Genomic DNA, 12976 nt, shown 5'->3' with positions numbered 1-12976 from the left:
TGTTGTCAGGGCAAGAGGTGTGAGTGATGAAGGGCGAGGTGCGAAAACGAGCGCGAAAACGGCTTGATGAACGTCTTAGAGCGCTACAGCCTGCGGAAAACTTCAGAGCGCCCCCCAAAGGTTGGGTTCGCGCATTGCGCGACGCACTCGGCATGACCGGAGCCCAACTCGGCTCCCGGATGGGGATCCGGCCGCAGACAGTGGAAACGATCGAGAAGTCGGAGGCATCAGGAACGATCCAGCTTGGCACCTTGCGCCGCGCAGCCGAGGCGCTCGACTGCACCCTCGTTTACGCACTGGTCCCGAATACGTCACTCGAGATTTCGCTCAATGAACGGGCGAGAAAGATCGCGTTGCGCGAACTTCAGCGGGTCGCGCATACGATGCGCCTGGAGGCGCAGGGAACCAATGACGCCGATCTTGAGTCCCGTATCCAGGCCTACATCCGTGACCAGCTTTCCGAGCGCGATCTCTGGTCAGAGAAATGACCGACCTCTTCCAGGAACCCGAGGACGCAACACCGCTTGAACCGCAGGAACGCGAGGGCCTGCTTCAGAGCTGGATCACGCATCGAAACGACCTCAACGAGGCCGAACAGGAAAACATCGTCAAGGGCGCAGCCTGGGTCCGCGGACGACGTCACATGTCGGTCGACAGGATGCTGACGGAAGACTTCATGCGCACATTGCACCGACGCATGTTCGGCGAGGTTTGGCAATGGGCAGGTCGCTTCCGGGCGACGGAGCGTAACATTGGTATTCAGGCTTACCGCATCCCGGTCGAGCTCGCGGCTTTGCTTGCCGACGTGCGATACTGGATCGAGCATGAGACCTTCGCGACGGACGAGATCGCAATCCGTTTCCACCATCGTCTGGTCGCCATCCACCCGTTCCCAAACGGCAACGGGCGTCATGCGCGGCTGGCAGCCGATCTTCTCGTGGAAAGACTGGACGAAGAGCCCTTCAGTTGGGGGAGCGGGCGCCTCGGCGACATGGGCGAGCTGCGCAGGCGCTATGTCGCGGCGCTTCAGGCCGCCGACAATCACGATATCGGTCCCCTTCTCGAATTTGCCCGCAGCTGAACGCAAAGCTCCTCGTCCCACTGAAAATCCAGCTTAATCTTCAAACGCCCAGCAGCAGAGTCCGCCTTACCAGGCGGCCTCCGCGTGCGGTACTTTTCTCCTCATCGCTGGCTGAGCCCGTCAGCCAACCGGATGAGCCCGAGGAAATCGGTTCTGTAGCCGAAGGCATCCGTTCCCCGTGATGCCGCAGCGAGATCGGCAATCGCCTGATAGGAATAAGCATCGAGGGCGCTGGTGCGGCTCAATTTCTGGCCGAAGGCGGCGACGGCCACCGAGAAGCGAACGTCCTGCGGCGCGGCGTCGATGGTGGCGACCGTGTTGCCGTCACCGACCGGCGTGGTGATCAGGGCGCTCTTGTCCTCGCCCGGCCGCTTGTAGCGCATCTTGAGGAAGGCAAGCTCGCCCTGATGCGCGCTGCTTGGCGTCTCGGCCGATGCCTTATCGGCGGCGCCATAACGCAGGTCGTCATTCATGACCGCGGGACTTCCCTTGGGCGTAATCTCATAGATCGCCGTGACGCTGTGGCCGGAGCCGATATCGCCGGCATCGACGCGGTCATTGTTGAAATCCTCGCGTTTGAGGGCGCGTGTCTCGTAGCCGATCAGCCGGTATTCGGCGATCCGTTCCGGGTTGAACTCGACCTGGAACTTGACGTCCTTGGCGATCGGAAACAGCGTCGATCCGGCCTCGTCGACCAGCGTCTTCTGCGCTTCCGCGAGCGTGTCGATATAGGCGGCGCTGCCATTGCCGTTCTGGGCCAGCGTCTGCATCAGGGAATCGTTGAGATTGCCGCGACCGAAGCCGAGAACGGTGAGGAAGATCCCCTCCTTGCGCTTCTCCTCGATGATGCGTTTCAGATCCTCGTCGCTCGACGGGCCGACATTAAAATCGCCGTCCGTCGCCAGCATCACCCGATTGACGCCGTCCTTGACGAAAGCCTTTTGGGCAAGATCGTAGGCCGCCTCGATGCCCTCGGCACCGCCAGTCGAGCCTCCAGCCTCCAGCCTGTCGATCGCCGAGAGAATCTTCGACTTCTCGGACACCCGGGTCGGCTCGAGCACCGTGCCGGCATTGCCGGCATAGGTGACGATGGCGACGGTATCGTCGGCCTTCAGCCTGTTGACCAGCAGGCGGAAGGAACTTTTCAGCAGCGGCAGCTTGTCAGGCTCGTCCATCGAACCAGAAACATCGATCAGGAAGACCAGATTGGCATGCGGTGCAGTCGCCGGCGCGATGTCGTAGCCCTTGATCGCCACATGCATCAGTTCCGTGTCGTGGTTCCACGGTGTCGGCATCACGGTCACGGTCGCCTTGAATGGCTGCTCGGCATTTTCAGGCCTCGGCCAGTCATAGGGGAAATAATTGATCATCTCCTCGACGCGAACGGATTGCGGATCGGGCATTGCCCCGCCGGTGAGCGACCGGCGGACGAAGGAATAGGAGGCGCTGTCGACATCGGCGGAGAAGGTCGAGACCGGATCGGTCGCGACACTCTTGATCGGATTTGCCGCAGCATTGGCAAAGCGCTCGCGACTGGAATCGACTTGAACCTGCATACGGCTTTCCGTCGGCGGAGCAGGCGAGGGGGCGACGGCCATCGGCTCCGCCAGCTGCTGCTGGGGAGCAGCGGCAGTTGGTGCAACAGAGCGTTTGGCCCCTTCCGACATTGTACCACCCGGCCTATTTAAGAGGGCGGAGATTTCGTCGGAATTGAGATCAGATTTCCGCGCCGCGACCGCCTGCTCCTTGTCCTGCAAGGCTTGAGCGCTGTCGGCCGCCGCGGATTGAGGCAGCCGGTTCTCTTCGGTCACCGCTTCGGAAAGCGCGGGCGCGGCCGGCCGGCCAGTCGGTATCGGCATTTCCTTTTTCGAAACAGTGCCGGCGATCCTTTCCTGGTCGATAATCGGTTGGTTGCGGCTCAGCTCGAGGGTGAGATAGCCGGCGGCGGGAATGACGAGCAGCGTCGCAAGGGCTGAACCGGCGAGGAATTTCTTGTTCACGGCAGGGCTCCATATCAGGTTGATGATGGAGCTTGGACGCCAACCTTTCGCGTTTCCTTGGGCTGCCGCTGCATTATTTTCTGCGCTGTCGAAGGCCTGCATCGCCGCCGCAAGGGCGCGTGCACGCGCCTGCGGATCGGCTGCCGGCGGTGTCAGGCGGGAGAGCTTTTCGAGTTCCTTGTCCATCATACCTCTTCCTTGCCGAGCATGGCCTTCAGCCTCTTGCGCGCCTCGTGCACCTGCCAGGACACGGTCGTTTCCGAGCAGCCCATGACATCGGCGGCCGCCGAATGGCTGAGGCCTTCGCCATAGACGAGCAGCACGGCGTCGCATTGCCGTTCCGGCAAAGCGCGCACGGCCGCCCATAATGCGCTCGACAGCTCGTCGTCGTTTCCGCCCGGCGCATCCTGCTGCGGTTCGGCAGCGTAAGCGCGGAATGTCTGCTCTTCCCGCGCAAGTCTGCGTCTATGGTCGCGGGCGGCGTTGAGCGTCAGCGTGTAGAGCCATGTCCTGAAGCGGCTGGCGCCGCGAAAGCCGCGGATGGCCGCGCCGAGCTTGACGCAGACCTCCTGGGCGATATCGTCAGCGTCGGTGGAACTGCCCGACCATCGCCATGCCGTCGCGTGAACGAAATCATAATGGCGCGAGACCAGTTGCCCGAAGGCCTCCCGGTCACCTCCCTGCGCTCGTTCTATGAGCTCCGCATCCAATGCGCACCTACCCCCAAGCTATCAAGCAAGATGCTATTTCGGGATTGAGACGTTTCTCCGATAGCTTTCCTTGGGTCCACGCCAAAAAAATTTTGCGAATTTTGAATGGGCTCGAAATAATCGAGCGCCGCGACATAAACGGGTCGCTGCCGGACAGATCGGTTCCATCGCAAAGGCGCAAGATGACGGAAGAGTCGGCCAGGGACATGGCATGTTCCAAATCGAAAGGACCCTCAATGTCCGCTCCAACGCCTGTCCCCACCGAAAAGGGCATCCTGCAATTTCTCGCAATTTGCGATGCTTTTTATCCGCCGGATGCGATCGAGGCGTCGATCGAACAGCAGCGGCATTGGTACGATGCTCTTTGCGCGCGCTTCGACCGACCGCTCCCCCCGGATATGATCTTTGCGGACGGTATGGTTCAGCGCATCCCGATCCGGCGCTACCGACCGCGCAAAATCGTCACGCGCACCATTCTGCTCTATCTTCATGGCGGCGGTTTTGTGGTCGGTTCGCTTGAGAGCCATCATGCCATTTGCGCCGAGATCGCCGATTTCGCCGGCGCGGAACTCGTCTCGGTCGATTATCGGCTCGCGCCCGAATATCGCTGGCCGGCGCAGACGGATGACGGTTTTGCCGTGCTGAAACATCTGCTTTCCGCCGGGAGCAAGGTCGTGCTGATCGGCGACAGCGCCGGCGGCAATCTTGCGGCCGGCCTTGCCTTGCGCGCACGCAATGAGGAGCTATCAGGCGTCGTCGGCCAGGTGCTGATCTACCCGGCGCTCGGCGGCGATCTTGCCGCGGGTTCCTATGTCGAAATGGCTGCGGCGCCCGGCCTGACCACGGCGGATGTCACCTATTATCGCACGATCCTGCAGGCGCCTGGCAACAACGAGATCGCCGAGCCGCTGCAGGCGCCGTCGCTTGCCGGGCTGCCGCCGGCCTTCATCACGGTCGCGCATTTCGATCCGCTGCGCGACGACGGCCGGCAATATGCCGCCCGGCTGGCTGCCGAGGGCATCGTGGTCTCATTCCGGGAGGAGCCGCAGATGGTGCATGCCTGGCTGCGCGCCCGCCACATGAGCGATGGCGCCAAGGACGGCTTTCGCGCGATCTGCGAGGCCGTCCGGCATTTTGCGACCGCCTGACGATCACATCAGGTCGCGGGCGATCTTCTTTTCCGCGAAGACCTTTTCGAAGATCTGCACGTCATCCTCGAATGCCGTGACGATGGCGCTTATGATCCAATCGGTCGCCGTGCAGGCAATCCGCGCAGTTGCGACGGTGCGGACGAACCAGCCGGCGCGCCGCATGTCGCAGGTCCAGGTCGAAATCCCTGTCATCGACAGCGGATCATTGGGTGAGATCGACCAGACTTCCTCCCGCAACTGCCGGGTCGACAGGCCGGTCTCAGGATGTTCGTAGAGCCCCGTATCCTCATGAATGCGATATTTCGTGCGGTTGGACGAAAGGTCACGGACGACCTGTCGTTTGGTCGCGGCGGCGGCATGCTCGATATATTTCGGTAAAGGATCGGGATTGGCCGGTTCGTCGATTTCAATGCTCCTGTGTTCGCCAAGCATCGGCAGCCCAAGACCAAGCGAGGCAATATCGATATCGAACCCTTCGTGTTCCGGCGGCGGCAGGATCATCGGCCAATAGGCGGTGGAAAGCGAAAGGCGGATGCGATGGCCCTTGCGGAAGCGATAACCGCAGGCATCGAGCACAAGCCGGAGCGACACCGTCTCGCCCGCGGTCAGTGGTTTCGGATCAGCGTTGCCGTCGCGATGGGTGAGGTTGACGACGCTGAAGGCGACCCGCGTCGCCGTGCCGTCAGGATGAACATCGACGAGCCGGGCGCAGAGATTTCCGCTCGTTGCCCGGGATCGCAGCGCAAGCGTCAGCACCGGCCGGCCGAGATAGTCGTGATCCCGCGCCAGCGGCATCGTATCGAAGACCAGCGAGCCGGCGTCGTCAGTGCGTTGATCGATCGCCATTTCGGCGTCGGGCTTGAGGGTGAAATATTCACCGGATGCCGTGCCGGTATCGAGGGGAGAACTCAGATAGACCGGATGCTCCGGCGCATGCGGGATCGGCATGCCCTCCGTCAGCCTGCCGAATTGCTCGACATAGAAGCATTGCATCTTCGGCGGCGACCAGCTGTCCTTAGCCACCCAGAAACCAGGATCGCTGTCACGCCGCGGCGCCGGGCGGACGGCATCGAGAATATAGGCGCGGGCCGGCGGCAGCCTGTCGATGCCGTTATCTTCGCCACGCAGCCATCTGTTCCACCAGGCGATCGCTTCGGCATGGAAATTGGCGCGCGGCTTCGGCCAGGCGAAATGCGGATATTTGTGCACCCAGGGGCCGATCAGCGCCTTCGCCTTCTCGCCCAGACCCTCGACCGCCATCAGCGGGGTATTGCGATAGCCGTCGGCCCAGCCGGCAATCACGAGCGCCGGGATTTCGACGCTCGAAAAGTCCTCTGAGATCGAGCCGTGACGCCAGAAATCATCGCGCCGCTGATGGGTCAGCCACTCCTCCATGAAAAAGGGTTCGCCTGCCAGGCGCTCAAGCCACATCTCCTTCCAGCGCTCGCCGACAAGTGCCGGATCGGGAGGACGTGACTGGTAGCCAAGCATCGTCGCCGCCCATGAGAGCTGGGCGGAGAGATGGCAGCCGTTCTTATAGTGGATATCGTCATTGTAGCGGTCGACGGTCGAGGCGATCGAGATGACGGCTTTGAGCGCCGGTGGGCGCAGGGCTGCGACCTGCAGGCTGTTGAAGCCGCCCCAGGAGATACCCATCATGCCGACCGCGCCGTTCGACCACGGCTGCGCCGCAATCCAGGCGATCAGCTCGCAGGCATCGGCAAGCTCACGCTCGGTATATTCGCCGTCGATGACGTCGTCGGATTCCCCCGAACCGCGGATATCGACGCGCACCCCGGCAATGCCGGCGGCGGCGAAGACCGGATAGGTCGACTCGTCCCGGGGGCTGGTCCCGTCCCGCTTGCGGTAGGGCAGGAACTCGAAGACCGACGGCACGGGATCGTTCTCCGCGCCCTCGGGCATCCAGATGCGCGCCGCAAGCCGCGTTCCATCCTTCAAGGTGATCCACTGATTTTCGATGGTTGTGAAGCTGCGGTCTGACATTGTCATATATCCAGAAGAGCTTTAGGCATTAAGCCACACGCGGCTGCCGATGTAGCCGTTGGACATATCGTTGCCGATATCGTCGACATATCCCTTCAGCATTTTCGAAGAGGCCATGATGTAGTCGTTGAAGACGGGCAGGATCAGACCGCCATCGTCTCGCACCATCAGGGCCAATTGCCGATAAAGCACCTTGCGCTTGGCCTCATCGAGTTCTGACCTTGCTTGCAGAACCAATTTGTCGAAGTCAGGGCGCTTGAAACGCGTGTCGTTCCATTCTGCAGTCGACAGGTAAGAGGTGGAATACCGCGAATCCTGGGTCGGACGACCGCCCCAGAACGAGGCGCAGAAGGGCTGCTTGTTCCAGACATTGGTCCAGTAGCCGTCTTCCGGTTCGCGCTTGACGTCGATCGTGATGCCGGCCTTGCGCGCGCTTTGCTGGAACAGGATCGCCGCATCCACAGCGCCCGGAAAGGCTGCGTCTGACGTGAGCAGCTGAATGGAGCGGTCGAGACCCGCTTTCTTGAAGTGGAAGGCGGCCTTGTCTGGATCATAAGGGCGCTGCTCGATATCGGTCGGGGCGAGAGCGTAGTTGGAATTGACCGGATAGTCGTTGCCGAGCGCTCCGTAGCCGCCCAGAACCTTCTCGAGGATCGCCTGACGATCGATGGCATATTTCAGCGCAAGCCGAAGATCGGTGTTGTCGAAGGGAGCCATGTCGCAATGCATTAGGAAACAATAGAAGCCCTTGCCTGCATTCCGGAGGATTTCGACGGTCGGTGCTCGCTGCAGCATCGGGACTGTCTTGGGATCGACATTGTTGACGAAATGGACTTGGCCGGAGGCAAGTGCGGCAACGCGGGCGGTGTTGTCGTTGATGACGAGGATCTCGACACTGTCGACAAAGCCGCGGTCGGAGCGCCAATCCTTCGAGTTTTTTTCGAAGGTTGCGTGAACGCCCGGTTCGAAGCTTTTCAGAATGTAAGGACCTGTACCGATGGCCGCCTCAGGCTTGTCGAGGCCGCCCTTCGGTTGGATTATCAGGTGATAGTCGGTCAAAAGCAAAGGCAGGTCCGCATTGCCTTCCGAAAGTGTGAGGACAAGGTCGCCCGCTTTTTCGTCGATACCGGTGATCGAGGCCATGAGCCCCAGCGCGCCCGACTGCGAAATCTTGTCCGCATGTCGCTTCAATGTCGCGACGATGTCCGCGACGGTCATCTTGCTGCCGTCGTGAAACTGCACGTCGTTCCTGATTTTGAAAGTCCAGACGGATGCGTCCGCCGAAGGCGTCCAGGAAGTCGCCAGTGACGGCAAGGGCGTACCGGTCTTAGGGTCGGATTCGACGAGTGTGTCGCCCCAGAGACGGCCAATTACGAACAACACGGAGGCGCTATAGGTCGCGGGGTCGAGCGCATCACTGGTGGCGCCGCCCTTGAGACCGAGTTTCAGATGACCACCGCGCTTCGCTTCCTGCGCGCGGGCATCGCGCGGCATCAGGAGGCCGGAGGTGAGGGCTGACAAAGCACCCAGCGCGACGGCACCGCCAACGAAGTCACGGCGGCCGATACTCAGAGGCAAAGTTTGATCCTTTTCACGTGTCATTTCAGTTCCCTTTTCAACGTTATTGGAAGGGAACGTAGAGATCAGGCTGCTTCACGCAATTTCGCGACTTGACACATCTTTGAGCGAGTTTACGCTACTATCATTAAGACGGAACCGCCGATGCCTCACCTAGTCGAGAACCTCAAGATCGCCTGTGCCACGCAGCGTTCCATTTCGCATCTTTGCCGCGTGATCGACATCAACCGGCAGCAATTCAATCGATATATCAACGGCCAGACGAGGCCGTCTGCCCATAATCTCGCGCGCATAGCCAAGTATTTCGATCTCGATGCAGCCGACTTTGGTCTCGCTCCCAGGCTCTTTCGCGAGCGGCTTCGCAAACCGAGTCTAGACCTCAATCAAAGTTCGGAACTATTAAAGGCGTTCCCGGGCGATCTGGCCGCGCTCCGGCGCCATATCGGCTATTTCCAGACCTATCATCGCTCGCCGTCCTGGCCGGGAATGGTTGTCTGTTCGTGCAGCCGCTTTGTGGAGAAGGGTGGGCTTGTGCATGTCAAATCAATGGAGCGTCTGCGGGACGCTGGAAACGGCATCCAGCAGTTTTCGAAATATGTCGGCCTTGCGGCCTTCTATCGAAACCGGATCTTCATTACGGAGCGAGTCGTCGGCCCGAATCCGGTACTGTCACAGACGATTCTCCTGCCATTCGATGAGTACCAGCGCTTCTATCTGCGCGGGACGACAATGGGAGTTTCGTGGCGACGGGAAAATCTCCCGTATGCGTCGCGGATGATCTGGCGGCATGTCGGCGCCGAGCCCAACCTGCGCGAGCTTCTGTCGCGTTGCGGACCACTGCCGCTGTCTTCACGCCAGCTGCCACCGACGGTGCGCTCGTTCCTCGCAGATCCATCCGCGGAAGTGTATGCGGTGCCAGCAGAGTATTGAAGACACCGATTTCAACGAAGCCATCATATTCGGATGAGTGCCGGAAGATTTCGAGCCTTCAATTCCCGGCGCTTGCCATCTTTCGCGTCGTCAGCACCCGCTCCAGCCAGCCGATCTCCATCTCGGGTACGGATTTCAGCAACAGGTCGGTGTAGTCGTCGAAGGGCGGCGACAGCGCCGTCGATTTCGGCCCGAACCGCACCAGCCTGCCGCGATGCATCACCGCCACGCTGTCGGCGATCGCCCGGACGATCGCAATGTCATGGGTGATGAAGACATAGGATAGCTGTTCTTCCTGCTGCAGGCGCAGCAGCAGCTTGAGGATGCCCTCCGCCACCAGCGGATCGAGCGCCGACGTCGGCTCGTCGCAAAGGACGAGTTCGGGTTTGGCAGCAAGGGCTCTGGCGATTGCCACACGCTGCTTCTGGCCGCCGGACAGTTCGGCCGGGTAACGATCGATGAAGCCGTTGCCCATTTCGATCTGGTCGAGCAGTTCCTTCACCCGTGCGGTTTTCGCCCCACCCCTCAGGCCGTAATAGAAGGTCAGCGGCCGGCCGATAATGTCGCGCACCGTCTGCCGCGGGTTCATCGCCGTATCGGCCATCTGATAGATCAGCTGGATGCGTCTGAGGTCGTCGTTCGGCCGGCTCTTGAGACCGGGCATCAGCGGCTTGCCGGCAAAGACGACGCGCCCGCTGCTCGGCGGCAAGAGACCGGTAATGACGCGTGCCAAGGTCGACTTACCGGAACCGGATTCGCCGACGACGGCAAGCGTCTGCCCCTTCGGCACATGCAGCGAGACATCGTGCAGCACCTTGAAGCCGTTCGAATATTCGGCGCTGACATTCTCCACTTTGAGAAGGGCCGTGGACTGATCGGCGGCTTCCTCGCGATAGGCCTGCCTGACATTGACGAGCGCCCGGGTATAGTCCTGTCGCGGCGCTTCGATGATCTGCTGAACGCTGCCATATTCGACCTGCTTGCCATGGCGCAGGACCATGATGTCGTCGGAAATCTGGGCAACGACGGCAAGATCGTGGGTAATGTAGAGGGCGGCCGTATGGGTCTCCTCGATCGCATGCTTGATCGCTGCCAGCACGTCGATTTGCGTGGTCACGTCAAGTGCCGTGGTCGGCTCGTCGAAGACGATGAGTTCAGGATTCGAGCAGAGCGCCATTGCCGTCATCGCGCGCTGCAGCTGACCGCCGGAGACCTGGTGGGCGAAGCGTTCGCCGAAAGTCTCAGGATTGGGCAGGCCGAGGACACGGAAGAGATAAAGCGCACGTTTGCGCGCCTCCTCCCTGCTCATCAATCCATGCTTGACGGATGCTTCGATCACCTGATCGCCAAGCCTATGCGCCGGATTGAAGGCGGCGGCAGCCGATTGCGCGACGTAGCAGACCCGTGCGCCGCGGATTTTCCGGATGCCGTTTTTGCCGAGCGCCAGAATATCGGTGCCGGCGAGCAGCACCTCGCCGCCGGTGATTTCGGCGCCGCCGCGGCCGTAGGCAAGCGCCGAGAGGCCGATCGTCGACTTGCCCGCGCCCGACTCTCCGATCAGGCCGAGAACCTTGCCCTTCTGCAGGTCGAAAGAAACGCCGTCGACGATCGTTACCCGCTTAGGCGCTTCACCGGGCGGGTAGCTCGTCGCTTCGATTTTGAGATTGCGAACGGAAAGAAGCTCAGGCATCGCCTCGCCCTCCCTTGAGGCTGGATGTGCGTTTCAGGAGCCAGTCGACGACGAGGTTGACGCAGATGGCAAGCGTCGCGATCGCCGTGCCCGGCACCAGTGCTGCCGAAATACCGAAGATGATGCCGTCCTTATTGTCCTTGACCATGCCGCCCCAGTCGGCCGCCGGCGGCTGAATGCCGAGGCCGAGGAAGGACAGCGTCGAGAGGAAGAGGATCGAGAAGGCGAAGCGCAGTCCGAACTCGGCCAGCAGCGGCGACAGCGTGTTCGGCAGGATCTCGCGAAAGATGATCCAGAGCTTGCCTTCGCCGCGCAGCTTGGCCGCCTCGACGAATTCCATCACTGCAACATCGAGCGCTACAGCGCGGCCGAGGCGGTAGACACGGGTGGAATCGAGGATCGCCATGACGAGGATCAGTACGACGAGGTTTTGCGGCAGCACCGCCAGCACCACCAGCGCGAAGATCAGCGTCGGGATCGACATCATCAAATCATTGAAACGCGAAAATACCGTGTCGATGATGCCGCGGGAGACGGCCGCGGTGAAGCTCAGAATGACGCCGAGCGAGAAGGAGATGATAGTGGCGGCGGAGGCGACCAGGAGCGTCGTGCGCGCTCCATAGATCAGCCGCGAGAGGATGTCGCGGCCGAGATTATCGAGTCCGAAGATGTATTTATCGTCAGGCAGCTGCCAGACGTCACCGACGACCTGGGTCTCCCCGTAAGGCGCGATCCAGGGCGCGAAGACAGCGAAGATGAAGGCGATGGCGATGCCTGCCATGCCGATCCAGGCGGTGATGGGAATGTCTCTTGCTCTCATCGCGGATGCCTCAGCCGGGGATTGGCAATGATCGCAAGAATGTCGGCGATCATATTGAGGAAAATGTAGACGGCCGCGAAGATCAGGCCGCAGGCCTGCACCACCGGCATGTCGCGCACCGTGACCGCGTCGACCATATATTGCCCCATGCCGGGATAGACGAAGACCACTTCGACGACGACGACGCCGACCACGAGATAGGCGAGATTCAATGCGACGACATTGATGATCGGCGCCAGCGCGTTGGGGGCGGCGTGCTTGACGATCGCGCGGAAGGCGCTGAGACCTTTAAGCTCGGCGGTCTCCATATAGGCCGACGACATCACCGAGAGGATCGCAGCCCGCGTCATGCGCATCATATGAGCCAGTACGACAAGCACCAGGGTAGCGGTCGGCAGCGCGATCGCCTTCAGCCGCTCGGCGAAGCCCATGCTGTCATAGACGGTCGCCGGAAAGGTCGCCATGCCGAACTTCACGGCGAAGAAGAGGATCAGCAGGTAGCCGATGAAGAATTCCGGCAGCGAGATCGCCGCAAGCGAGATCACGTTGATGATCTTATCCGGCATGCGGTTGCGGAAATGCACCGAGAACATGCCGAGACCGACAGCGAGCGGCACCGAAATCACCGCCGCAAACCCCGCCAGGAAGAGCGAATTGCCGAGACGTTTGCCGATCTGTTCGCTCACCGAATTTTTGCTGGCCCAGGAGGTGCCGAAGTCACCCTGGACGGCATTGCCGAGCCATTCGACGTAACGGGTCGTCACCGGGCGGTCCAGTCCGAGATCCTGGCGGATATTGGCAACCGCCTGCGGCGTTGCCGACTGACCGAGATAGGTGGTGGCAAAATCGCCAGGCAGGGCTTCGAGCCCGCCGAAGATCAGGATGGAGACGGCAAAAAGTAGAATAATGCTGAGCACGAAGCGCTCGAGGATGAGGGCAAGCAACGGAAAACGCTGCCGGAGCCTCAGGCCCGGCAAGATATTGCTTGGGGCAGGGTTGGTCATGGCAAATG

The 12976-nt window shown here is 61.1% G+C and carries 11 protein-coding genes; 4 read left to right on the top strand and 7 right to left on the bottom strand.

Annotated elements, in window-relative coordinates:
* Positions 1–26 precede the first annotated feature (26 nt).
* Together N2597_RS25025 and N2597_RS25020 are read left to right on the top strand one after the other, a co-directional pair.
* Complete coding sequence (locus N2597_RS25025; RefSeq protein WP_040113030.1) at positions 27–488, top strand: mobile mystery protein A; 462 nt, start codon at positions 27–29, stop codon at positions 486–488.
* Positions 485–1081, top strand: coding sequence for a mobile mystery protein B (locus N2597_RS25020; RefSeq protein ID WP_040143095.1), 597 nt, complete (start codon positions 485–487; stop codon positions 1079–1081). The genes N2597_RS25025 and N2597_RS25020 overlap by 4 nt, the downstream gene beginning before the upstream one ends.
* 101 nt (positions 1082–1182) lie before the next feature.
* Here the strand turns inward: N2597_RS25020 and N2597_RS25015 are convergent, their stop codons facing one another.
* Together N2597_RS25015 and N2597_RS25010 are read right to left on the bottom strand one after the other, a co-directional pair.
* Complete coding sequence (locus N2597_RS25015; RefSeq protein WP_040143093.1) at positions 1183–3270, bottom strand: vWA domain-containing protein; 2088 nt, start codon at positions 3268–3270, stop codon at positions 1183–1185.
* A complete protein-coding gene (locus tag N2597_RS25010; protein WP_009985105.1) occupies positions 3267–3791 on the bottom strand; it encodes an RNA polymerase sigma factor in 525 nt (174 codons plus the stop codon). The genes N2597_RS25015 and N2597_RS25010 overlap by 4 nt, the downstream gene beginning before the upstream one ends.
* 236 nt (positions 3792–4027) lie before the next feature.
* On the opposite strand from N2597_RS25010, the gene N2597_RS25005 reads away from it, so the two are divergent.
* Complete coding sequence (locus N2597_RS25005) at positions 4028–4939, top strand: alpha/beta hydrolase (RefSeq protein ID WP_040143091.1); 912 nt, start codon at positions 4028–4030, stop codon at positions 4937–4939.
* 3 nt (positions 4940–4942) lie between these two features.
* Here N2597_RS25005 and N2597_RS25000 read toward each other — a convergent pair whose 3' ends face one another.
* Positions 4943–6946: a CocE/NonD family hydrolase gene (locus N2597_RS25000; RefSeq protein ID WP_183595976.1), complete on the bottom strand. Its 2004-nt coding sequence runs from the start codon at positions 6944–6946 to the stop codon at positions 4943–4945.
* Between the two features lie 21 nt (positions 6947–6967).
* Entirely contained in the window at positions 6968–8548 is a 1581-nt protein-coding gene (locus tag N2597_RS24995) for an ABC transporter substrate-binding protein (protein WP_040113025.1), read from the bottom strand.
* Between the two features lie 120 nt (positions 8549–8668).
* Here N2597_RS24995 and N2597_RS24990 point away from each other — a divergent pair, with 120 nt between their 5' ends.
* Positions 8669–9454 (top strand): helix-turn-helix domain-containing protein, encoded by a 786-nt coding sequence (locus tag N2597_RS24990; RefSeq protein ID WP_040113024.1) that lies wholly within the window; start codon positions 8669–8671, stop codon positions 9452–9454.
* Between the two features lie 58 nt (positions 9455–9512).
* Here N2597_RS24990 and N2597_RS24985 read toward each other — a convergent pair whose 3' ends face one another.
* From N2597_RS24985 to N2597_RS24975, 3 genes are read right to left on the bottom strand one after another with little or no spacing between them, the layout of a single operon-like run.
* Entirely contained in the window at positions 9513–11144 is a 1632-nt protein-coding gene (locus N2597_RS24985) for an ABC transporter ATP-binding protein (RefSeq protein WP_040143085.1), read from the bottom strand.
* Positions 11137–11964, bottom strand: coding sequence for an ABC transporter permease (locus tag N2597_RS24980; RefSeq protein ID WP_040113022.1), 828 nt, complete (start codon positions 11962–11964; stop codon positions 11137–11139). Before N2597_RS24980 ends, N2597_RS24985 begins: the two co-directional genes overlap by 8 nt.
* On the bottom strand, positions 11961–12968 hold the full coding sequence (locus tag N2597_RS24975) for an ABC transporter permease (RefSeq protein ID WP_040113021.1): 1008 nt from the start codon (positions 12966–12968) through the stop codon (positions 11961–11963). The genes N2597_RS24980 and N2597_RS24975 overlap by 4 nt, the downstream gene beginning before the upstream one ends.
* Positions 12969–12976: the final 8 nt, after the last annotated feature.

It is taken from the genome of Rhizobium sophoriradicis (genome assembly GCF_025200795.1).
In the GTDB taxonomy this organism is placed as follows: Bacteria; Pseudomonadota; Alphaproteobacteria; order Rhizobiales; family Rhizobiaceae; genus Rhizobium; species Rhizobium sophoriradicis.
The sequence above is the reverse complement of the archived record's forward strand: the minus strand, read 5'-3'. Positions and strand labels throughout refer to the sequence as shown.

Coding starts and splice junctions, on each gene's coding strand:
- N2597_RS25025 (WP_040113030.1), top strand. CDS start 27: ATGAAGGGCGAGGTGCGAAAACGAGCGCGAAAACGGCTTGATGAACGT.
- N2597_RS25020 (WP_040143095.1), top strand. CDS start 485: ATGACCGACCTCTTCCAGGAACCCGAGGACGCAACACCGCTTGAACCG.
- N2597_RS25015 (WP_040143093.1), bottom strand. CDS start 3,270: ATGATGGACAAGGAACTCGAAAAGCTCTCCCGCCTGACACCGCCGGCA.
- N2597_RS25005 (WP_040143091.1), top strand. CDS start 4,028: ATGTCCGCTCCAACGCCTGTCCCCACCGAAAAGGGCATCCTGCAATTT.
- N2597_RS25000 (WP_183595976.1), bottom strand. CDS start 6,946: ATGTCAGACCGCAGCTTCACAACCATCGAAAATCAGTGGATCACCTTG.
- N2597_RS24995 (WP_040113025.1), bottom strand. CDS start 8,548: ATGACACGTGAAAAGGATCAAACTTTGCCTCTGAGTATCGGCCGCCGT.
- N2597_RS24990 (WP_040113024.1), top strand. CDS start 8,669: ATGCCTCACCTAGTCGAGAACCTCAAGATCGCCTGTGCCACGCAGCGT.
- N2597_RS24985 (WP_040143085.1), bottom strand. CDS start 11,144: ATGCCTGAGCTTCTTTCCGTTCGCAATCTCAAAATCGAAGCGACGAGC.
- N2597_RS24980 (WP_040113022.1), bottom strand. CDS start 11,964: ATGAGAGCAAGAGACATTCCCATCACCGCCTGGATCGGCATGGCAGGC.
- N2597_RS24975 (WP_040113021.1), bottom strand. CDS start 12,968: ATGACCAACCCTGCCCCAAGCAATATCTTGCCGGGCCTGAGGCTCCGG.